The organism is Streptomyces sp. DSM 41931, assembly GCF_050271085.1.
Taxonomy (GTDB): domain Bacteria; phylum Actinomycetota; class Actinomycetes; order Streptomycetales; family Streptomycetaceae; genus Streptomyces; species Streptomyces albogriseolus.
In genome coordinates this window covers 3,516,644-3,537,466 of sequence record NZ_CP189902.1, presented here as the reverse complement: position 1 = coordinate 3,537,466, position 20,823 = coordinate 3,516,644, and the positions used below count along the sequence as shown (strand labels likewise).

General features: G+C 72.8%; 17 protein-coding genes. 5 read left to right on the top strand and 12 right to left on the bottom strand.

All coding sequences use genetic code 11. The features are described from left to right. The first annotated feature begins 126 nt into the window (after positions 1 to 126). On the top strand, positions 127 to 1,029 hold the full coding sequence (locus ACP7TJ_RS16415; protein ID WP_093764345.1) for a D-alanyl-D-alanine carboxypeptidase family protein: 903 nt from the start codon (positions 127 to 129) through the stop codon (positions 1,027 to 1,029). Between the two features lie 78 nt (positions 1,030 to 1,107). On the opposite strand, the gene ACP7TJ_RS16410 is transcribed toward ACP7TJ_RS16415, so the two are convergent. The 4 genes from ACP7TJ_RS16410 to ACP7TJ_RS16395 form a co-directional block, all read right to left on the bottom strand. Beyond that, complete coding sequence (locus ACP7TJ_RS16410) at positions 1,108 to 2,556, bottom strand: dihydrolipoamide acetyltransferase family protein (protein WP_427767380.1); 1,449 nt, start codon at positions 2,554 to 2,556, stop codon at positions 1,108 to 1,110. Between the two features lie 19 nt (positions 2,557 to 2,575). Then, on the bottom strand, positions 2,576 to 3,553 hold the full coding sequence (locus tag ACP7TJ_RS16405; RefSeq protein WP_427763631.1) for an alpha-ketoacid dehydrogenase subunit beta: 978 nt from the start codon (positions 3,551 to 3,553) through the stop codon (positions 2,576 to 2,578). Between the two features lies 1 nt (position 3,554). Then, positions 3,555 to 4,760, bottom strand: coding sequence for a pyruvate dehydrogenase (acetyl-transferring) E1 component subunit alpha (gene pdhA, locus ACP7TJ_RS16400; RefSeq protein WP_427763629.1), 1,206 nt, complete (start codon positions 4,758 to 4,760; stop codon positions 3,555 to 3,557). Positions 4,761 to 5,155: 395 nt separating this feature from the next. Further along, a complete protein-coding gene (locus ACP7TJ_RS16395) occupies positions 5,156 to 6,778 on the bottom strand; it encodes a protein kinase domain-containing protein (protein ID WP_427763627.1) in 1,623 nt (540 codons plus the stop codon). Between the two features lie 354 nt (positions 6,779 to 7,132). Between ACP7TJ_RS16395 and ACP7TJ_RS16390 the strand changes: the two genes are divergently transcribed. Then, a complete protein-coding gene (locus tag ACP7TJ_RS16390; protein ID WP_266398844.1) occupies positions 7,133 to 8,770 on the top strand; it encodes a protein kinase domain-containing protein in 1,638 nt (545 codons plus the stop codon). Positions 8,771 to 8,927: 157 nt separating this feature from the next. Here ACP7TJ_RS16390 and ACP7TJ_RS16385 read toward each other — a convergent pair whose 3' ends face one another. Further along, positions 8,928 to 9,470 carry a bacterial proteasome activator family protein gene (locus ACP7TJ_RS16385; RefSeq protein ID WP_093764340.1) on the bottom strand — a complete coding sequence of 181 codons (543 nt, stop codon included), beginning with the start codon at positions 9,468 to 9,470 and terminating at the stop codon, positions 8,928 to 8,930. 188 nt (positions 9,471 to 9,658) lie between these two features. Here ACP7TJ_RS16385 and ACP7TJ_RS16380 point away from each other — a divergent pair, with 188 nt between their 5' ends. Beyond that, positions 9,659 to 10,339, top strand: coding sequence for a hypothetical protein (locus ACP7TJ_RS16380; RefSeq protein WP_391634471.1), 681 nt, complete (start codon positions 9,659 to 9,661; stop codon positions 10,337 to 10,339). Positions 10,340 to 10,359: 20 nt separating this feature from the next. On the opposite strand, the gene ACP7TJ_RS16375 is transcribed toward ACP7TJ_RS16380, so the two are convergent. Next, entirely contained in the window at positions 10,360 to 11,343 is a 984-nt protein-coding gene (locus tag ACP7TJ_RS16375) for an NAD(P)H-quinone oxidoreductase (RefSeq protein ID WP_167741347.1), read from the bottom strand. Positions 11,344 to 11,683: 340 nt separating this feature from the next. Here ACP7TJ_RS16375 and ACP7TJ_RS16370 point away from each other — a divergent pair, with 340 nt between their 5' ends. Next, the gene (locus ACP7TJ_RS16370; protein ID WP_427763624.1) at positions 11,684 to 12,700 is read left to right on the top strand and encodes an ATP-binding cassette domain-containing protein; all 1,017 of its coding nucleotides are present in this window, start codon (positions 11,684 to 11,686) and stop codon (positions 12,698 to 12,700) included. Continuing rightward, a complete protein-coding gene (locus tag ACP7TJ_RS16365) occupies positions 12,697 to 13,545 on the top strand; it encodes an ABC transporter permease (protein ID WP_427763622.1) in 849 nt (282 codons plus the stop codon). The genes ACP7TJ_RS16370 and ACP7TJ_RS16365 overlap by 4 nt, the downstream gene beginning before the upstream one ends. Before the next feature lie 77 nt (positions 13,546 to 13,622). Here the strand turns inward: ACP7TJ_RS16365 and ACP7TJ_RS16360 are convergent, their stop codons facing one another. The 6 genes from ACP7TJ_RS16360 to pdhA (ACP7TJ_RS16335) form a co-directional block, all read right to left on the bottom strand. After that, on the bottom strand, positions 13,623 to 14,717 hold the full coding sequence (locus tag ACP7TJ_RS16360) for a potassium channel family protein (protein ID WP_093764335.1): 1,095 nt from the start codon (positions 14,715 to 14,717) through the stop codon (positions 13,623 to 13,625). Continuing rightward, positions 14,714 to 16,114 (bottom strand): molybdopterin molybdotransferase MoeA, encoded by a 1,401-nt coding sequence (locus tag ACP7TJ_RS16355; protein WP_427763619.1) that lies wholly within the window; start codon positions 16,112 to 16,114, stop codon positions 14,714 to 14,716. The genes ACP7TJ_RS16360 and ACP7TJ_RS16355 overlap by 4 nt, the downstream gene beginning before the upstream one ends. Next, positions 16,111 to 17,070 (bottom strand): NTP transferase domain-containing protein, encoded by a 960-nt coding sequence (locus ACP7TJ_RS16350; RefSeq protein ID WP_427763618.1) that lies wholly within the window; start codon positions 17,068 to 17,070, stop codon positions 16,111 to 16,113. Before ACP7TJ_RS16350 ends, ACP7TJ_RS16355 begins: the two co-directional genes overlap by 4 nt. Positions 17,071 to 17,169: 99 nt before the next feature. Then, positions 17,170 to 18,636: a dihydrolipoamide acetyltransferase family protein gene (locus ACP7TJ_RS16345; RefSeq protein ID WP_427763616.1), complete on the bottom strand. Its 1,467-nt coding sequence runs from the start codon at positions 18,634 to 18,636 to the stop codon at positions 17,170 to 17,172. Then, positions 18,636 to 19,640, bottom strand: a complete 1,005-nt coding sequence (locus ACP7TJ_RS16340) for an alpha-ketoacid dehydrogenase subunit beta (RefSeq protein ID WP_427763614.1) — start codon at positions 19,638 to 19,640, stop codon at positions 18,636 to 18,638. The genes ACP7TJ_RS16345 and ACP7TJ_RS16340 overlap by 1 nt, the downstream gene beginning before the upstream one ends. Next, complete coding sequence (pdhA, locus tag ACP7TJ_RS16335; RefSeq protein WP_401407298.1) at positions 19,637 to 20,779, bottom strand: pyruvate dehydrogenase (acetyl-transferring) E1 component subunit alpha; 1,143 nt, start codon at positions 20,777 to 20,779, stop codon at positions 19,637 to 19,639. Before pdhA (ACP7TJ_RS16335) ends, ACP7TJ_RS16340 begins: the two co-directional genes overlap by 4 nt. Between the last annotated feature and the right edge of the window lie 44 nt (positions 20,780 to 20,823).

Below are 20,823 nucleotides of genomic sequence, written 5' to 3'. Positions count from 1 at the left end.
ATGCGCCCTTCCCCCGTACAACCATCTCTTCGCCGTGCGCGTCAGACACGTGCGGCCCCTTCCGCGCGGCCGCTCCTCAACCCGGCCGAGCAGCACGGCCATTCACGGTAAATCGGGGTATCTGACTTGAATATCGGCATCCAGGGCATCCGTTTCCGCAGAGCCGCCGGCGTCGTCGTCACCACCGGCGCCGTGCTCGCCTCCGGAGCGCTCTACGCGGCGCCGGCGCAGGCCGCCGCCCCCGTTCCGTCCGTCGTCGCCAAGGGCGGCTTCGTGATCAACAACGCGAACGGCAAGACGCTGTACACGAAGCTCGGGGACACCCGCCGCGCCACCGGCTCCACCACCAAGATCATGACCGCCAAGGTGGTGCTCGCCCAGAAGAACCTGAACCTGAACGCCACGGTCACGATCCAGAAGGCGTACAGCGACTACATCGTGTCGAAGAACGCCTCGTCCGCGCGGCTGATCGTCGGCGACAAGGTCACCGTCCGCCAGCTCCTGTACGGGCTGATGCTGCCGTCCGGCTGCGACGCCGCGTACGCGCTGGCCGACAAGTTCGGCACCGGCTCGACCCGCGCGGCCCGCGTGAAGTCGTTCATCGGCAAGATGAACGCCGACGCGAAGAAGCTGGGCCTGAAGAACACCCACTTCGACTCGTTCGACGGCATCGGCAACGGCAAGAACTGGTCGACGCCGCGCGACCTGACGAAGATCGCCGGCAGCGCGATGAAGAACGCCACGTTCCGCGCGATCGTGAAGACGAAGAAGTACACGGCGAAGACGAAGACCAGGACCGGCGGCACCCGCACGATGGCGCCGTGGGTCAACACCAACACCCTGCTGAACAGCTACAGCGGCACCATCGGCGTGAAGACCGGCTCGGGCCCGACGGCCAAGTACTGCCTGGTCTTCGCCGCGACCCGGAACGGCAAGACGGTCATCGGCACCGTCCTCGCCTCCTCCTCCGCCGCCCAGCGCGAGAAGGACGCGAAGGCCCTCATGAACTACGCGTTCAGCAAGATCTGACCCATCCGGATCCCCCGGACGCGCGGAGGGGCGCCGCACACCAGGTGTGCGGCGCCCCTCCTGTCGTACGGCCGGCCGTCAGGCCCAGGTGATCAGCCGCTTCGGCTGCTCCAGGACCGCCGCCACGTCGGCGAGGACCTTGGAGCCGAGCTCGCCGTCGACCAGGCGGTGGTCGAAGGAGAGGGCCAGGGTGGTGACCTGGCGCGGCTTGACCTTGCCCTTGTGGACCCACGGCTGGAGCTTGATCGATCCGACCGCGAGGATCGCGGACTCGCCCGGGTTGAGCAGGGGCGTGCCCGTGTCGACGCCGAAGACGCCGACGTTGGTGATCGTGACCGTGCCGCCCTGCATGGCGGACGGGGAGGTCTTGCCCTCCCGGGCCGTGGACACCAGTTCGCCCAGGGACGCGGCCAGTTCGGGCAGCGTCTTGGCGTGGGCGTCCTTGATGTTCGGCACGATCAGGCCGCGCGGGGTGGCCGCCGCGATGCCCAGGTTCACGTAGTGCTTGACCACGATCTCCTGCGCCGCCTCGTCCCAGGAGGCGTTGATGTCGGGGTTCCGCCGGATGGCGACCAGCAGGGCCTTGGCGATCAGCAGCAAGGGGTTCACGCGCAGGCCCGCGAACTCCTTGTCCTGCTTCAGCTCCTCGACCAGCTTCATCGTCCGGGTCACGTCGACCGTCACGAACTCCGTGACGTGCGGCGCGGTGAACGCCGAGCCGACCATCGCCGCCGCCGTCGCCTTGCGGACGCCCTTGACGGGGACGCGCGTCTCGCGGGCGGAGTCGTACGACACCGGGGCCGCGGGCCGGTCGGGGGCGGAGACGGCCGGGGCGGCGGGCCGGTCCGCGGGGGCCGCCTGCTGCGGGGCCTGGGCCGCGGCGACGGCCGCGTGGACGTCCTCGCGGGTGATGACCCCGTCCGGGCCGGTCGGGGTGACCGTGGCCAGGTCCACGCCCAGGTCCTTCGCCAGCTTGCGCACCGGCGGCTTCGCCAGCGGACGCTGCGCGGGGGCCGCCGGGACGGCCGGAGCGGGCGGGGTGACCGGAGCGGCCGGAGCGGCCCCGTGCCCGTTCAGCTCGGACTGGACCGCGGAGGCGGCCTGCCCGGCCGCGGTGTCCGGCGCCTGCTTGCGCGGGCGGCGGCGGGTGGAGGACGTGGCGACGCCGTAACCGACCAGCACCGGCTGACGGGCCGGGGGCTGCTCGGCGGGCTTCTCCGGCTCCGCGGCGGGGGCGGGGACCGCGGGGGCCTCCTGCTGCGGCGGGGCCGCGCCGCCCGCCACCTCCACCGCGATGATGGACGTGCCCACGTCGACCGTGGTGCCCTCGGGGAAGTGCAGGGAACGGACCACGCCGTCGTAGGGGATGGGCAGCTCGACGGCGGCCTTCGCCGTCTCCACCTCGCAGACCACCTGGCCGTCGGTGACGGTGTCACCGGGCTGGACGTACCACTTGAGGATCTCGGCCTCGGTGAGGCCCTCGCCCACGTCCGGCATCTTGAACTCGCGTACGGACGCGTTCGTCATCGTCGTCACGACCCTCTCCTCAGTACGCCAGCGAGCGGTCGACGGCATCGAGCACCCGGTCCAGGTCCGGGAGGTAGGACTCCTCCAGACGGGCCGGCGGGTACGGGGCGTGGTATCCGCCCACCCGGAGCACCGGGGCCTCCAGATGGTAGAAGCAGCGCTCCGTGATCCGGGCGGCGATCTCCGCGCCGGAGCCGAAGAACACCGGCGCCTCGTGGACGACGACCAGACGGCGGGTCTTCTCCACCGACGCCTGGACGGCGTTGAAGTCGATCGGGGAGACCGAGCGCAGGTCGAGGACCTCCAGGCTGCGGCCCTCCTCGGCGGCCGCGTCGGCGACCTCCTGGCAGAGCTTCACCATCGGGCCGTACGCGGCGAGGGTCAGGTCCGTGCCCTCGCGCACCACGCGCGCGGCGTGCAGCGGGCCGGGGATCGCCTCGGTGTCGACCTCGCCCTTGTCCCAGTAGCGCCGCTTCGGCTCGAAGAAGATCACCGGGTCGTCGCTCTGGATGGCCTGCTGCATCATCCAGTACGCGTCGGACGCGTTCGACGGCGAGACGATCTTCAGACCGGCCACGTGCGCGAACAGCGCCTCGGGCGACTCCGAGTGGTGCTCCACCGCGCCGATGCCGCCGCCGTAGGGGATGCGCACGACGACGGGCATCTTGACCTTGCCCAGCGCACGGGCGTGCATCTTCGCGAGCTGCGTGACGATCTGGTCGTACGCGGGGAAGACGAAGCCGTCGAACTGGATCTCCACCACCGGGCGGTAGCCGCGCAGGGCCAGGCCGATCGCGGTGCCGACGATGCCCGACTCGGCGAGCGGCGTGTCGATGACACGGCTCTCGCCGAAGTCCTTCTGCAGGCCGTCCGTCACCCGGAACACGCCGCCCAGCTTGCCGACGTCCTCGCCCATGACGACGACCTTCGGGTCCGTGTCCAGGGCGCGCCGCAGCGACTCGTTGATCGCCTTGGCCAGAGCCATCTTCTCAGCCATGTCACTTACCCCCGTCTTCGTCCGCGAACGACGCCTGGTAGGCGGCGAACTGCGCCCGCTCCTCGTCCACCAGCGCGTGGCCGTCCGCGTACACGTTCTCGAAGATGGCGAAGTGGTCCGGGTCCGGCATGGCACGGACCGCTTCGCGCACTCGTTTGCCCAACGCCTCGGACTCGGTCTCCAGTTCCGCGAAGAATCCCTCGTCCGCGTGGTTTGCGGCCTCGAGATGGCGGCGCAGACGCAGGATCGGGTCCTTCGCCTCCCAGGCGATCCGCTCGTCGTCCGTGCGGTAGCGGGTCGGGTCGTCGGAGGTGGTGTGCGCGCCCATGCGGTACGTGAACGCCTCGACGAGCGTCGGTCCCTCGCCGACGCGGGCCCGCTCCAGGGCCCACTTGGTGACGGCCAGGTTCGCCAGCACGTCGTTGCCGTCCACGCGCACGCCCGGGAAGCCGTAGCCCTGCGCGCGCTGGTACAGCGGCACGCGGGACTGCTTCTCGGTCGGCTCGGAGATCGCCCACTGGTTGTTCTGGCAGAAGAACACCACGGGAGCGTTGTAGACCGCGGAGAAGGTGAAGGCCTCGGCCACGTCGCCCTGGCTGGAGGCGCCGTCGCCGAAGTACGCGATGACCGCGCTGTCGGCGCCGTCCTTGGTGATGCCCATCGCGTAACCCGTGGCGTGCAGCGTCTGGGAGCCGATGACGATCGTGTACAGGTGGAAGTTGTTGCTGTTCGGGTCCCAGCCGCCGTTGTTGACGCCGCGGAACATGCCGAGCAGGTTCGTCGGGTCCACCCCGCGGCACCAGGCGACGCCGTGCTCACGGTAGGTGGGGAAGACGTAGTCGTCGTCGCGCAGCGCCCGGCCGGAGCCGATCTGCGCCGCCTCCTGCCCGAGCAGCGAGGCCCACAGGCCCAGCTCGCCCTGGCGCTGGAGCGCGGTGGCCTCGGCGTCGAAGCGACGGGTGAGCACCATGTCGCGGTACAGACCGCGCAGATCCTCGGCCGTGATGTCGGCGACGTACGTGTCGAACTCGGCGTTCTTGACGCGCTTGCCCTCGGGCGTCAGCAGCTGGACGAGGGCGGGCTCGGCGCTCTTCCCGGCGCCGGTGGCCTTCTTGGTGGTGCTGGTGGTGCGCTTGGTGCCGGTGGTGCCGGCCTTGTTTCCGGCGCTGCGTCGCGGTGTGCGCGCGGCAGTGCTCTCCACGGTCACGTGTGCTCCTCCGTCGGTCCGGCCCCCGGGGTTGCCGGTAGGCCAGTGCGGCTCACCTGTTCCGACCACCGGGCACGGGGTGGGTGCCACTCGACCGGGAACAGGCGTGACAGGTGCCCCGGCGAGCGCCCTGCACACAGCACGTTACCCAGTGCTCCACATTTCTGTGAAACCCCCTCTGACCTGCGATTTTGCTTGGATATCCAAGTAAATCGGGGTAGGCCCGGAAGGCTCGCTGGTCACAGCCTTGCAGGAGGCCGGAGCAACGGCACGTTATCCCGGCCGAGCCGGACACGGGAAGAGCAAACTTCCCCGGCGGCACGGGGTGCCGCCGGGGAAGTCACGGGGTGCCCTCGGGGAGGGCGAATTGTTCGGTTGGGGGGCGATAACGCCGGTCAGCCGCCCGAGCCGCCGGGCACTCCGGCGCTGAGCCCGCCCGCGTCGGCGCCGCCTGCGTCCGCACCGCCGGGACCAGCACCGCCGGTCTCGGTGCCGCCGGTCTCCGTGCCGCCGTCCTCGGTGCCACCGTTCTCGGTGCCACCGTCCTCGGTGCCGCCCGTCTCGGTGGGCTGCGTCGCCGTCGGCTCCTCCGTCGGCTGCTCCGTGTCCGGCTGGGTCGGGGTCCAGGACGGCTCGTAGCTGGGGGTCCAGCCGCCGTTGCCGCCGGAGCCGGAGCCCGGGTCGGTGTCAGGACCGGTGGTCTCCTCGGTCTCCTCGTCGGTCGGCGACTCGCTGGCCGGCTCTTCCTTCGTGCTCTGCGAGACGGACGGCGAGGTGTCGGTCTTGCCTCCCTCGCCCCCGCCGCCGCCGTTGTTCAGCGCGAGGGCGACGCCGGCCGCGACGGCGACCACCGCGAGCACGGCGAGGATCCACAGCTTGCCGCGGCCGCTGCCCCGGTCGCCGTGGCCCTCGAAGCCGCCGTCGTCACCGCCGCCGTACCCGCCCGGCAGGATCGGCTGCGGGATGGCCGTGGTGCCGGACTGCTCCGGGTGCGGCATGGCCGCGGCGCCGGCGTATCCGGCCGCGGGCGTGCGCGGCCCCTCGTGCATGTCGACCGGGCCGGTGTTCCAGGTGCCGGTGTGGCCGCCCTGGTCGTAGAGCATCTGCAGCGCGTACTGGACCAGCCCGCGCATCTCCTCGGCCGTCTGGAACCGGTCGTCCGGGTCCTTGGCGAGGGAGCGCATCACCAGCCCGTCCAGCTCGGGCGGACAGGCGTCCGAGGCCTCGGAGGGGGGCGTGGGGATGTCCTGGACGTGCTGGTAGACCACCGACAGCGGCGTCTCGCCGGTGAACGGCGGGCGCAGCGCCAGCAGTTCGTACATCAGGCAGCCGGTGGCGTACAGGTCGGAGCGGTGGTCGACGGCCTTGCCGAGCGCCTGCTCCGGGGAGAGGTACTGCGGGGTGCCCATGACCATGCCGGTCTGCGTCATCGTCGTGGACGCGCCGTGCATGGCGCGGGCGATACCGAAGTCCATCACCTTCACGGCGCCGTTGTGGGTGATGATGACGTTGGCCGGCTTGATGTCGCGGTGCACGATGTTGTGCTGGTGCGAGTAGGCCAGGGCCTCCAGGACGCCCGAGACGATGATCAGCGCCTGCTCCGGGCCCGGGGCCTCCGCGTTCATCAGCAGATCGCGGATGGTGCGGCCCTCGACCAGCTCCATCACGATGTACGGCACGGACTGGCCGCCGATCCTGTCCTCGCCGGAGTCGTACACGGCGACGATCGCGTGATGGTTGAGGCCGGCCACGGACTGGGCCTCGCGCGTGAAGCGCGCCTTGGACACCGGGTCCTCGGCCAGGTCGGAGCGCAGCAGCTTCACGGCGACGGTACGCCCGAGGCGTACGTCCTCCGCGGCGAACACCTCGGCCATGCCGCCCCGGCCGAGCCGGTGCGTGAGCCGGTACCGGCCGTCGCCGACCAGCCCGCCGTTGCCCCAGTTGTCCGGCGCGTCCGACATGCCGCCGCCAGTCGCCTCGGGGTCGGACGGGCCCTGAGCGCGCTGCTGCTGTGCCATCAGTCCTCGCCGTCGTTTCTGCCCGCGGTGCGCGCGGTGTTGTTACGGTCTCCGTCGGCCACGCTACAGCCTTTGCCGGGGCCTCCGGTCCGGGACGGGCTGCCGGATCCGGCACGCGACGGACCGGTCATCAAACCCGCTCTCCGTACTGTCGTGCAAATTCCGTGTACCGGCCGTACGACCGCTGTAACGCTTCCGCGACGCTTCTTTCGCGTACGGTCACGGAACGGGCACCGCGCTTGACGTGTCGGTGCCCTGGGGCAGACTTGGCCGGGAATAGCACTTTCGATCTACGACGAGACAAGTCACCGACGGCGGCGCCGGACGCCGGAGAGGCTACGGGGGACGCGGAACATGAGCCAGGACGGCGCACAGGGCCGGCACACGGGGCGGGCGCTCGCGGGCGGACGCTACCAACTGCGGGACCTGCTCGGCCAGGGTGGCATGGCCTCGGTGCATCTCGCCTACGACACGGTGCTGGACCGCCAGGTCGCCATCAAGACGTTGCACACGGAACTCGGCCGGGAGCAGGCCTTCCGTGAGCGCTTCCGCCGCGAGGCCCAGTCCGTGGCGAAGCTCACGCACACCAACATCGTCTCGGTGTTCGACACCGGCGAGGACGATGTCGACGGGATGACGACGCCGTACATCGTCATGGAGTACGTGGAGGGCCGCCCGCTCGGCTCCGTGCTCGACGAGGACGTACGGCGGCACGGCGCGATGCCCGCCGACAAGGCGCTGAAGATCACCGCGGATGTGCTGGCGGCGCTGGAGATCAGCCACGAGATGGGGCTGGTCCACCGCGACATCAAGCCGGGCAACGTGATGATGACCAAGCGCGGCGTGGTCAAGGTGATGGACTTCGGCATCGCCCGCGCCATGCAGTCCGGCGTGACGTCGATGACGCAGACCGGCATGGTCGTCGGCACCCCGCAGTACCTCTCCCCCGAGCAGGCGCTCGGCCGGGGCGTCGACGCCCGCTCCGACCTGTACTCGGTCGGCATCATGCTGTTCCAGCTGGTCACCGGCAGGCTGCCGTTCGACGCGGACTCGCCGCTCGCCATCGCCTACGCGCACGTGCAGGAGGAGCCGCCGGTCGCCTCCTCGATCAACCGCTCGCTGCCGCCGGCCGTGGACGCGCTGATCACCCGCGCCCTGAAGAAGAACCCGAACGAGCGTTTCCCCAGCGCGGAGGCCATGCGCGGGGAGTGCCTGCGGGTGGCGCAGTCCTTCCAGGCGGCCCCGCCGAGCATCGTGCCCGGCAGCCAGACGCCCAGCGGCGCCGGCGTCGGCTCCGCGGTGTTCCCGCCGGTCGACCAGTCCGGCCAGGCGCCCGCCGGCAGCGTCCAGACGCCCTACCAGCCGACGCCCCCGCCGAACCCGTACGGCACCCCGGCCCCGGCCACGCCCGCCCCGTCGTACGGCTACCCGCAGCAGGGCGGCTACCCGACACCGACGCCGTACGCCCCGCAGGGCCCGTCGACGCCCGCGCCGTACACGATCTCGCCGCAGGGCTCCGGCGGCGGCGCCCAGGGGCGCGGCCGGAACACCCCGGTGATCGTCGCCTCCGTGCTGGTCGCCGTGCTGGCGGTCGGCGGTCTGGTCACGGCGCTGGCGCTGAACAACGGGGGCGACAAGGACCCGAAGGCGGGCGGCGGCAGCGCGTCCGCCACGGCGAAGCCCGAGGGCTACCGCGGCCCCGACACGTCCAAGACGATCGACCCGGAGAAGTGCGAGGAGCCGCAGGAGTCGTACAACGACCCCGAGCTGGTGCGGCTGCCCGACTTCAAGTTCAAGCACATCGCCTCGGTGAAGGCGTGCTTCCAGGCGGCCGGCTGGGGCGGCAACCTCAAGATCGTCACGGTGGACGAGAACACCTACGGCGAGGGCTCGGTCCGCGAGCAGTTCCCGCCGGCCGGCACCGACGTCGACCCGGAGGACATGCCGGAGATCACGCTCAAGGTCTCGACGGGCAACCCGCCGACGTCCTGACCCGGCCCGCCCCGCCCCCGCGGAGCGCCGCACGCATGCGGACGTCAGGCATACGGACATGACGTCAGGCATAGGGACATAAGGAAGGGGCCCGGCATCCGTGCCGGGCCCCTTCGGTGCGTCGGGGCGGGGGGCGTCCCCCGCCGCGTCAGGCGCGTTACAGGTAGGGGCCGCCCGAGCGACCGCCCGTGTGGGGGGAGTCCTCGGGTCCCTCGCCGACGCCGGGCGGCAGGGCGCGGCGCATCTGCTCCAGCTGGGCCCGCGCCGCCATCTGCTGGGCGAAGAGCGTCGTCTGGATCCCGTGGAAGAGCCCCTCCAGCCAGCCCACCAGCTGGGCCTGCGCGATGCGCAGCTCCGCGTCGCTGGGGGTGGCCTCGTCCGTGAAGGGCAGGGAGAGCCGCTCCAGCTCCGCGACCAGCTCCGGCGCCAGGCCGTCCTCGAGCTCCTTCACCGAACTGGCGTGGATCTCCTTGAGGCGGTTGCGGCTGGCCTCGTCGAGAGGAGCCGCCCGCACCTCCTCCAGCAGCTGCTTGATCATGCTGCCGATGCGCATGACCTTCGCCGGCTGCTCCACCTGCTCCGTCACCGGGGTCTCTCGGGAGTCCTCGTCCCCCTTGCCGCCGCTGAGCGCCATACCGTCCTGGCCGACGACCAGGATCTGCGGATTCTCCGGCGACCGTTCGTTCCTCGGCATCTCCATTCGGCCATTGTCGCGCACACCCCCTTCACGGCACGGCGCGCCCCCGGAAGCGGCCCCGGCGGCGGGTCCTCCGTACGGCCCTGTCCGGCATGCCGGTCCCGTCCCCCGGTGCCAGGCTGGTGGGCGTCCATCCGTCCCAACTTGCCGACGGTGCGGCCGAGCACCGGCCGGCGCGGGAGGTCCCGGCCGTGACTCCATGGCTGCGCACACTGGGGGCGACGCTCGTTCTGGGGGCGGGGGCCGTGCTGCTGCCCTTGCCCTACGGCCCGTTCGCAGGCCCGCCGGGTGCGGCCGGCGTGGCCCACGGCGCGGAGCGGACGCCCCCGGGCTCCGACGCCGGCGACCGGGCCCGCGCGGAGTCCCGCTCCCCCTCCGCCCCGGCCTCGCCCTCCGCGTCCCGGTCCGGGAGCGGGCCGGGCGAGGGACGGGACCGGCCCGGGCGGCCGGAGACGGCACGGGAGGAGTCCCGGGACACACGGGAGGAATCCCGGGACACCGCGCCGCCCCGGCGGGGCCGTGCGGAAGAGGAGCACACGGGTCCCCGCGAGGAGGCCGGACGGCCGGACGGCCACGGGGTGCGACGGCCGGACACCCGGCTCGACGCGTCCGCCCCTGCCGACGACGACGCGGCGGAGCAGTCCCCGGCCGGCGACTCCGGCGGGACGGCGCCGTCGGGGTCCGACTCCTCGGCGGCGGCCCCGGCGCCCGCCACGTCCTCGCGGGCCGCCGAACCGGACACGGTCGCGGGCACCGCCGTGGAGCCGGTGCTGCGGATCCTGCCGCTGGGCAGCGGCCTGGTCCTCATCGGCCTCGGGTTCGCCCTCGCCTTCCTCGGACTGCGGATGCGTCAGGAACGCGGGGCGCGCTGACCGTCGGCTACGAACGGGAGTCAGCTCGGCGTGACCAGCAGGACCTTGCCGATGTGGGAGCTGTCCTCGACGATCCGGTGCGCCTGAGCGGCGTCCGGCATGGGGATCTCCCGGTCGATCACCGGACGGACGTGACCGCCGGACACCAGCGGCCACACGTGCTCCCGTACGGCCGCCACGATCGCGGCCTTCTCCTCCACCGGCCGTGCGCGCAGGGTGGTGGCGGTGATCGCGGCGCGCTTGGCGAGCAGGGCGCCGATGTTCAGCTCGCCCTTCACCCCGCCCTGCATGCCGATGATCACCAGCCGGCCGTTCACGGCGAGGGCCTGGACGTTGCGGTCCAGGTACTTGGCGCCCATGTTGTCGAGGATGACGTCCGCGCCCTTGCCCCCGGTGGCCTCCCGCAGCTCGGCCACGAAGTCCTGCTCGCGGTAGTTGATCAGGACGTCCGCGCCCAGCTCGGCGCAGCGCTCCAGCTTCTCCCTGGTGCCCGCGGTCACGGCGACCTTCGCCCCGACCGCCTTGGCGAGCTGGATGGCCATGGTGCCGATGCCGCTGGAGCCGCCGTGCACGAGGAACGTCTCGCCGGGACGCAGGTGGGCGACCATGAAGACGTTCGACCAGACCGTGCACACCACCTCGGGCAGCCCGGCCGCACGGTCGACGGTGATCCCCTCGGGGACGGGCAGCAGCTGCCCGGCGGGGACGGCCACCTTCTCGGCGTAGCCGCCGCCGGAGAGCAGCGCGCAGACCTCGTCGCCGACGGCCCAGCCGCTCACCCCGGGTCCGATCTCCGCGACCCGACCGGAGCACTCCAGGCCGGGGTAGGGGGACGTGCCGGGCGGCGGGTCGTAGAAACCCTGGCGCTGCAGGATGTCGGCCCGGTTGACAGCCGTGGCCACCACGTCGACGAGGACCTCGCCCTCACCGGCCACCGGGTCGGGGACCTCGTCCCAGACCAGCGCCTCGGGTCCACCGGGTTCGGGAATCGTGATCGCATGCATGAGAGGGACGGTACCCCCGCCCCCGCACCCATGCCCGGGACGCCCCGCACCCCCAGGGCGGGGGGACTGCACCCCCCAAGGGGCGCGGGGAACTGCGCGAACGGGGGCCCGGGGGCGGAGCCCCCGAACGACCCGCACCCGACACGGAGGCAGTGCCCGTGCCGGGAAACCACGCGCCCAGGGGCGCGGGGAACTGCGCAAACGGGGGTCCGGGGGCAGAGCCCCCGAACGCCCCCGCACACGGCGCGAACGCCGATAAATCCGCGTGCGGAACCGATGAGTTTGCGCGACGGTAAAAGTCTCTCCATGCGTAGCCCAAGCACGCGGAAGGACCCGAAGCATGAGCACGCAGACGTCCGGCCCGGCGATCGAGACCGCCGACCTGGTCAAGACCTTCGGTGAGACACGGGCCGTCGACGGCGTGGACCTCACGGTGCCCACCGGCACGGTCTACGGCGTCCTCGGACCGAACGGCGCCGGCAAGACCACCACCGTGAAGATGCTCGCCACCCTGCTGCGCCCGGACGGCGGTGAGGCCCGTGTCTTCGGTCACGACGTCGTGCGCGACGCGGACGCGGTCCGCTCCCGGGTGAGCCTCACCGGCCAGTACGCGTCGGTGGACGAGGACCTCACCGGCACGGAGAACCTGATCCTGCTGGGCCGGCTGCTCGGTCACCGCAAGGCCACGGCCCGCGAGCGCGCCGCCCAGCTGCTGGAGGCGTTCGGTCTCACCGAGGCGGCCGGCAAGCAGGTCAAGCACTACTCGGGCGGCATGCGGCGCCGCATCGACATCGCCGCGTCCATCCTCAACACCCCCGACCTGCTGTTCCTCGACGAGCCCACCACCGGACTCGACCCGCGCAGCCGCAACCAGGTGTGGGACATCGTGCGCGCGGTCGTCGCCCAGGGCACCACCGTGCTGCTGACCACGCAGTACCTGGACGAGGCCGACCAGCTCGCCTCCCGGATCGCGGTGATCGACAAGGGCCGGGTGATCGCCGAGGGCACCAAGGGCGAGCTCAAGGCGTCCGTGGGCGCCGGCTCCGTCCATGTGCGGCTGCGCGACCCCGAGCGGCGCGCCGACGCCGAGCGGCTGCTGCGCGACCTGCTGCTCGCGGAGGTGCAGCTGGAACACGATCCCGTGGCCCTCACCGCCCGGCTCAACGCCGCGACCAGCGACAGCGCGGCCGACCAGGCGGCACGGGCGCTCACCGAGCTGTCCCGGGCCGGCGTCACCGTCGACAACTTCTCCCTCGGCCAGCCGAGCCTCGACGAGGTCTTCCTCGCGCTGACCGGCCACGACACCGGCGCCGCGGACGGCGCCGGAAGCGACCCGAAGGACGAGGTGGCGGCATGAGCACGGCCACGAGCACGGAGACCAAGGAACTCGCGCCCGTCAGCACCGAGTCCCTGGCGGCACTGCTGGTCGCCAAGGAGCGGCCGCAGCGGCCCAGCTCGCTGTCCACGTCCCTGACGTTCGGCTGGCGCGCCATGCTGAAGATCAAGCACGTGCCTGAGCAGCTGTTCGACGTCACCGCCTTCCCGATCATGAACCTGCTGATGTTCACGTACCTCTTCGGCGGTGCGCTGGCGGGTTCGCCGACGGACTACATCCAGTTCGTCCTGCCGGGCATCCTCGTGATGTCGGTCGTCATGATCACCATGTACACCGGCGTCTCGGTGAACATCGACATCGAGAAGGGCGTCTTCGACCGCTTCCGCTCGCTGCCGATCTGGCGGCCCTCGGCGATGGTCGGCTATCTCCTCGGCGATGCCCTGCGCTACACCATCGCGTCCGCGATCATGCTGTCCATGGGCCTGCTGCTCGGCTACCGCGCCGACGGCGGCTTCCCCGGGGTCGTCGCCGGGATCGCGCTGCTGCTGCTGTTCTCGTTCGCCTTCTCGTGGATCTGGACGATGTTCGGGCTGCTGCTGCGCACCGAGAAGTCGGTGATGAGCGTCAGCATGATGGTGATCTTCCCGCTCACCTTCCTGTCCAACGTCTTCGTCGACCCGCGCACCATGCCCGGCTGGCTCCAGGCCTTCGTCAACAACAGCCCGGTGACCCACCTGGCGTCGGCGGTCCGCGGGCTGATGGCCGGCGACTGGCCGGCCGCGGACGTCATGTGGACGCTGGGCTGGTCGGCTCTGTTCGTGGCCGTCTTCGGACCTGTGACGATGCGGCTGTACAACCGCAAGTAGGGCGGGCACGGCATGGCGCGGCCCCGAGGAGCGGATCCTCGGGGCCGTTTCTCCGTTCGGCCGGGCCGTGGCGTGTCTCAGCCGCGCAGCGGGCGGACGTCCGGGGCGATCTGGGTGACCGGTGTGGCCCGCACGATCGTGATCAGCCGGTCCGTCAGCTCCAGCGTCCCGAGCTCACGGTCGTCGTAACCGAGCACCCGGTGCCCGCGCACCACGCTCACCACCAGGTCGTCCAGCTCCCGCGGGGTCTTGCCCACCTCGGCCTTTATGACCGGCCGCTCCACGACGTCCAGCCCGGTGCCCTGCTGGATCAGGTCCTCCATCACCATGCCCGCCGCCGGGCTCAGCACGGAGAGGCCCAGCAGCCGCCCGGCCGCGCTGGCGCTGGTGATGACCGCGTCGGCGCCCGACTGCTTGAGCAGCGGCGCGTTCTCCTCCTCGCGGACCGCGGCGACGATCTTGGCGTTGCGGTTGAGCTGGCGGGCCGTCAGCGTCACCAGGACCGCGGTGTCGTCGCGCTGGGTGGCGATGATGACCTGGCGGGCCCGCTGGAGCTCGGCCCGCTTCAGCACCTCGCTGCGCGTCGCGTCCCCTATGACGCCCGCGTACCCGTCCGCCGTGGCCGCCTCGATCGCCTTGGCACTGGGATCGACCACCACGACCTGCTCCTTGCGGAGCCCTGTCGCACAGACCGTCCTGATCGCGGACCTGCCCTTGGTCCCGAACCCGACGACTACGGTGTGATCCCGCAAGGTGGACCTCCAGCGGTTCAGTCGCCATTCCTCCCGGGTGCGTTCGGTGAGGGCCTCGAGGGTGGTCCCGACCAGGATGATCAGGAACATCACCCGCAGCGGCGTGATGACGAAGATGTTGGTGAGCCGGGCCGCGTCCGTCACCGGCGTGATGTCGCCGTAGCCCGTGGTGGAGAGGGTGACGGTCGCGTAGTAGAACGCGTCGAGCAGGTCGAGGGAACCGTCCGAGTTGTCGTTGTACCCGTCCCGGTCGGCGTACACGATGAACGCCGTCACCACGAGCACCAGCAGGGCCATCGACAGTCGCTTGGCGACCTGGCGGATCGGGTGTTCCACCAGTTTGCGCGGCAGCTTGACCCGATACGTGACCAGATGTTCGTCGGCCTGACGGGCGATGGCGTCCTGGCCCGGAAGTTTCACGTGAAACACACCCCGATTCCCCCGGACGCCCAGGGCAGATCCAGCAGTTCCGCCTCGTGCCCGGGCTTCGCGCCCCCGGGCGGTACGACGGCCAGCGCGTCCGCCGCGGCGATCCCGCGCAGCATCGCCGGCCCGTTGTAGAGCAACGGCAGTGCCCGGTCGCCGCGCAGGGCGACGGGCACCAGCCGCGTGTCGTGCGGATGCCCCTGCACCGCGTCCCTGAGCGGCAGCGTGTACCCCTCAGGGGCGGGCCGGGCCGCCAGGGTCCGCAACAGCGGCTCGGCGAGCGTGACCAGGCCGGACACGGCGGCGAGCGGGTTGCCCGGCAGTCCGACGAGGTACTGCTTTTCCGAGATCCTCGCCAGCAGCATCGGGTGACCGGGACGCACCGCGACCCCGTCCACCAGCAGCTCGGCGCCGAGCCGCCGCAGAGTGGGATGGACATGGTCGACCGGGCCCGCGGCGGTGCCGCCGGTGGTGACCACGACATCGGCGTCACAGGCCGTCAACGCCTGGTGCAGGGCGTCCTCCTGGTCCCCGACCCGCCGTACGTCGACCACGTCCGCGCCGAGCGCGCGCAGCCACGGCGGCAGCAGCGGGCCCAGCGCGTCCCGGATCAGCCCGTCGTGCGGCAGCCCCTCCCCGAGCAGCTCGTCACCGAGCACGAAGACGGCGGCGCGGGGCCGGGGGACGACGGTGAGCGTGTCGTACCCGGCGGCCGCGGCCATGCCGAGCACCGGCGGGGTCACCAGGGTGCCCACGGGCAGCAACTGGTCGCCGTTGCGGCACTCCTGGCCACGGGGGCGGATGTCCTGGCCGTGCGAGACGGTGTGCGGCGCCCGGGTGGCGGCGGTGGCGTGCAGCCGGCCCTTGCCGTCCGTACGGCCGTGCTCGCTGCGGAGCACGGCGGTGGTGTCCGGCGGGATACGCGCGCCGGTGGCGATCCGCACGGCCTCCCCGTCGGTCAACGGCGCGTGCGCGGTGTGCCCGGCGAGGACGCCCTCCTCCCGTACGTCCCAGGGGCCGGGGCCGGAGACCGCCCAGCCGTCCATCGCGGAGGTGTCGAACGACGGCAGGTCGGTCAGCGCGACCAGCGGCGCGACCAGGGTGAGCCCGAGCGCGGAGGACAGCGGGACCGAGACGGGCGTGAGGTGTCCGGCGCGGTGCCCGCCGCCCCGGCGGGGGGCGCGTTCGGCGGTCGCGCGGGCCTCCGTCCAGTCGGCGCCCTCGCGGTGCGCGGGGGCACCGGAGGCGGGAGTGCCGTGCGTGCCGTCGCCGTGCGTGCGATCGCCGGGGGGCCGGTCGCCGGGGGCGTGGGCGTCGTTCACGAGGGCGAGCGCCTCCTCGACGTCGAGGTCGTCCGCGTCCTCGCCGGCCCGGGGCGTGCGCGGGGTCATCCGGCGTCCGTGCGGGGTTCGGGTTCCGCGCCGCCGGATGGGGTCGCGGGCGCCGCGTCCTGGGCGTCCTCCTCGGCCCAGCGGTTGGCCAGCGCGACGGCCTTGCGGGCCGCCTCGGCCACGGCGTCGGCGTCACCGCCCGCCCGCGCGGCCGCGTAGCCGACGAGGAAGGTGGTCAGCGGGGCGGCCGGCCGTGCCACGCCGTGGGCGGCGTCACGGGCGAGGTCGAGCAGCACGCCGGTGTCGACGTCCAGGTCGATGCCCAGCTCGTCCTTGACTGCGGAGATCCATTCGTCCAACACGTGTCCATGCTCCCTGATGCGTGCCCTGGCAGTGGCGATGTCGTCCCAGGTGTCGCAGTCGAAGGACGCCACCGGGTCGGAGATGCGGAGAAGATCGAGGGCACCGGTGAGCCGGCGCAGGGGGAGTCCGGCCGTACCGCCGTGCGCGGCGGAGAGCGCGGCCAGCTCGCGGCGCAGGGCCGGCGTGCGGTACGCGGCCACCAGCGGCTGGTCCCGGCCGTCGGAGTCGGTCAGCAGCACGCCGTCGGCCGCGCCCGGACGCAGAGTGTCCAGCAGCGCGGCGACCGTGCGGCCGTCGAGGAAGGGCAGGTCGGCGGAGAGCAGCACGACGTGTTCGGCGGTGACGTGCCGCAGTCCGGCGTCGAGCGCGGCGAGCGGACCGCCGCCCGGCGGGTCCTCACGGGCCCAGGTCACGGGGCGCGCGGTGGGACGGGGACCGGCCACGACCACCGTGGTGCGGGCACCGGCGCAGGCCGCGAGCACCCGGTCGAGCAGCGGCCGTCCGCCGACCCGCACGGCCGGCTTGTCGGCGCCGCCCAGCCGCCGGGCCGCACCGCCGGCGAGCACGACGGCGTCGTACGCGACGGCGCGCGCCGCGTCGTCCGGGGCGCCGGGCGTGGTGCCGTGCGCGGCGGGTGGCTGGTACTCGGTCACCCCCCGAGTATGCGTGCCCCCGCGATCACAGGGAACGCAGGGGCACGTGGGAAGGGACGAGCGGCCCACCGGGGGACGGGTGAGGCCGGGCGGTGACCGTCACACCGTCCGCAGCAGCACCGCCGGCTGTTCCACGCAGTCGGCCACGTACCGCAGGAAACCGCCCGCCGTGCCGCCGTCGCACACCCGGTGGTCGAAGGTGAGCGAGAGCTGCACGACCTGCCGGACCGCCAGCTCGCCCTCGTGCACCCACGGCTTGGGGACGATGCGGCCGACGCCCAGCATGGCGGCCTCGGGGTGGTTGATGATCGGCGTGGACCCGTCGACGCCGAACACCCCGTAGTTGTTCAGGGTGAACGTGCCGCCGGTGAGCTCCGCGGGCGTCAGCGTCCCCGCCCGCGCCGCCTCGGTCAGCCGGGCGAACTCCGCCGTCAGCGACTCCGCGTCCCGTGTGTGGGCGTCGCGGACCACGGGGACGACCAGCCCTCGCTCGGTCTGCGCCGCGAACCCGAGGTGCACGTCCGCGTACCGGACGATCTCCCTGGCCCCGGTGTCCACCGAGGCGTTGAGCTCCGGGAAGCGGGCGAGCGCGGCCGTGCAGATCCGGGCCAGCAGCGCCAGCACGGAGATCTTGGGCCCGCCCGCCGCGTTCATCGCGGCCCTGGTCCGCATCAGCTCCGTCGCGTCGGCGTCCACCCAGCAGGTCGCGTCCGGTATCTCGGTGCGGCTGCGGGAGAGCTTGTCGGCGACGGCGCCCCGGATGCCCTTGAGGGGGACCCGGGTGACCGAGGCGGCGCCCGCGGTGGACCGGGCCGACCCGCCGGTCGCCGCCGGGGTCGCGGGGGTGGTCGCGGCCGGTGCGGTGGCGGCCGTCGTCTCCGTGCGGTCCTGGGTGCCCGCGGCGCGCAGCGCGTGCTCCACGTCCGCGCGCAGGATCAGCCCGTCGGGGCCGGAACCGGCCAGTTTCCGCAGATCCAGGCCGTTCTCCCGGGCCAGCCTGCGCACCAGCGGGGAGATCACGGGGACCGGGCCGTCCGCCGGCGCCGTGCGGCCGGTCCGCGCACCCGGTGCGGCCTGCGGGGCGCCCGCCGGCCGCGTCTCCCGCACGGGCTCCGGCGCCCTGGACCGCCCGTTCACCGCGGGGGCGGCGGGGCGGACCCGGCGGCGCCGGGCCGGGGCCTGCGAGGTGCCGTAGCCGACCAGCACGTTGCCGGAGCCCTCGGCGGCGGGCTCACGACCGCCGCTCGCACCGTCCCTCGCGCCGTCGGCGGCCGCGGTGCCCGCGCCGCTCCCGTCCCCGGCCGGGCGTCCGTCCGCCGTCTCGCCGACGGCCACCGTCAGCAGCGGGGCGCCGACCGGCAGTTCGGTGCCCTCCGCGCCGAAGCGGGCGGTGACCACACCGCCGTAGGGGCAGGGCACCTCCACCATCGCCTTGGCCGTCTCGACCTCGACGACCGGCTGGTCCACGGCGACCACGTCGCCGACCTCGACCAGCCAGCGCACGATCTCCGCCTCGGTGAGCCCCTCACCGAGGTCGGGCAGCTTGAACTCCAGCACCTGTGCCATCAGCTCCCGGCCTCCCACTGCAGACGCCCCACGGCGTCCAGGATCCGGTCCACACCGGGCAGGTGGTGACGCTCCAGCATCGGCGGCGGGTACGGCAGGTCGAACCCGGCCACACGCAGCACCGGAGCCTCCAGGTGGTGGAAGCAGCGCTCCGTGATCCGGGCGGCGATCTCCCCGCCCGGCCCGCCGAAGCCGCCCGACTCGTGGACGACGACCGCGCGTCCCGTCCGCCGCACCGAGGCGCACACCGTCTCGTCGTCGAACGGCACCAGCGAGCGCAGGTCGACGACCTCGAGGTCCCAGCCCTCGGCCTTGGCCGCCTCGGCCGCCTCCATGCAGACGGGGAGGGACGGCCCGTAGGTGATGAGGGTGGCGCTCCGCCCGGAGCGCCGCACCACGGCACGGCCTATCGGCTCCACGGCCGTCGGCTGCTCCGGGTTCCAGGCGTCCTTGGACCAGTAGAGCCGCTTGGGCTCCAGGAAGACCACCGGGTCGTCGGAGGCGATGGAGGCGCGCAGCAGACCGTACGCGTCGGCGACGGTCGCGGGCGTGACGACATGGAGCCCCGGAGTCGCCATGTAGTACGCCTCGGACGCGTCGCTGTGGTGCTCGACGCCGCCGATGCCGCCGCCGTAGGGGATGCGGATGGTGAGGGGGAGCGGCATCGTGCCGCGGGTGCGGTTGCGCATCTTCGCCACGTGCGAGACGAGCTGCTCGAACGCGGGGTAGGCGAAGGCGTCGAACTGCATCTCCACGACCGGCCGCAGCCCGTACATGGCCATGCCGACGGCCGTGCCGAGGATGCCCGCCTCGGCCAGCGGCGTGTCCGTGCAGCGGTCCTCGCCGAACTCCCTGGCCAGGCCGTCCGTGATGCGGAAAACGCCGCCGAGCGTGCCGACGTCCTCGCCCATGACGTGCACGGACGGGTCGTCGGCCATGGCGTCGCGCAGCGCGCGCGTGAGGGCCTGCGCCATGGTGGCGGGCTTCACGGCGACGGTGGTCATGGCCGCGCTCCTTCCGACTCGGCCTCGGCCGCCAGCTCGGCCCGCAGCTGCTCCCGCTGCTCCAGCAGCTGGGGCGTGGGCTCGGCGTAGACGTGCGTGAACAGGTCCATGGGGTCGAGCTCCGCGTCCTGGTTCATGCGGGCGCGCAGATCGGCGGCCATGGTCTCGGCGTCCTGCCGGGCGGTCTCGGCGCCGGCCTCGTCCAGCAGGCCGCGGCCGGTCAGCTCCCGCTCCAGCAGGGCGATGGGGTCGTGCTCCCTCCACGCCTCGACCTCGGCGTCGCCGCGGTAGCGGGTCGCGTCGTCGGCGTTGGTGTGGGCGTCCACGCGGTAGGTGATGGCCTCGACCAGGGTCGGGCCGCCGCCCGCGCGGGCACGGCGCACCGCGTCGGCGAGGACCTCGTGCACGGCGGCCGCGTCGTTGCCGTCGACCAGGCGGCCGGGCATCCCGTAGCCCACGGCCTTGTGGGCCAGCGACGGGGCCGCGGTCTGCTTGGCGAGCGGGACGGAGATCGCGAAGCCGTTGTTCTGGACGAGGAAGACGACCGGGGCCTGCCAGACGGCCGCGAAGTTCAGCGCCTCGTGGAAGTCGCCCTCGCTGGTGCCGCCGTCGCCGACCATGGCGAGGGCGACCACGTCGTCGCCCTTGAGGCGGGCGGCGTGGGCCAGCCCGACCGCGTGCGGCAGCTGGGTGGCGAGCGGCGTGCTCAGCGGGGCCACCCGGTGCTCGTAGGGGTCGTAGCCGGTGTGCCAGTCGCCGCGCAGCAGGGTGAGCGCCTCGACCGGGTCCACGCCGCGCGCGACGACCGCGAGGGTGTCGCGGTAGCTCGGGAACAGCCAGTCGCGCTCCTCGAGCACCAGGGCGGCGGCGACCTCGCACGCCTCCTGGCCGGTGCTGGAGGGGTACACCGCGAGACGGCCCTGCTTGGTGAGGGCGGTGGCCTGCGTGTTGTAGCGGCGGCCCTTCACCAGTTCCGCGTGCAGCCGGCGCAGCAGTTCCGGGTCGGCCTTCGCCGCCGCCTCCGTGCCGAGCACGCGGTACGGCTCCGCGTCGGGCAGCAGGGGGGCGGGGTCGGTACGCGGCTGCCAGGCGGGCGGCGGGGTCGGCCGGTAGGCCCCCCGCTGCTCCATGACCGTCATGACGGCACCTCCTCGTGGGACGACTGACGGAGGCGCGGCGTCTG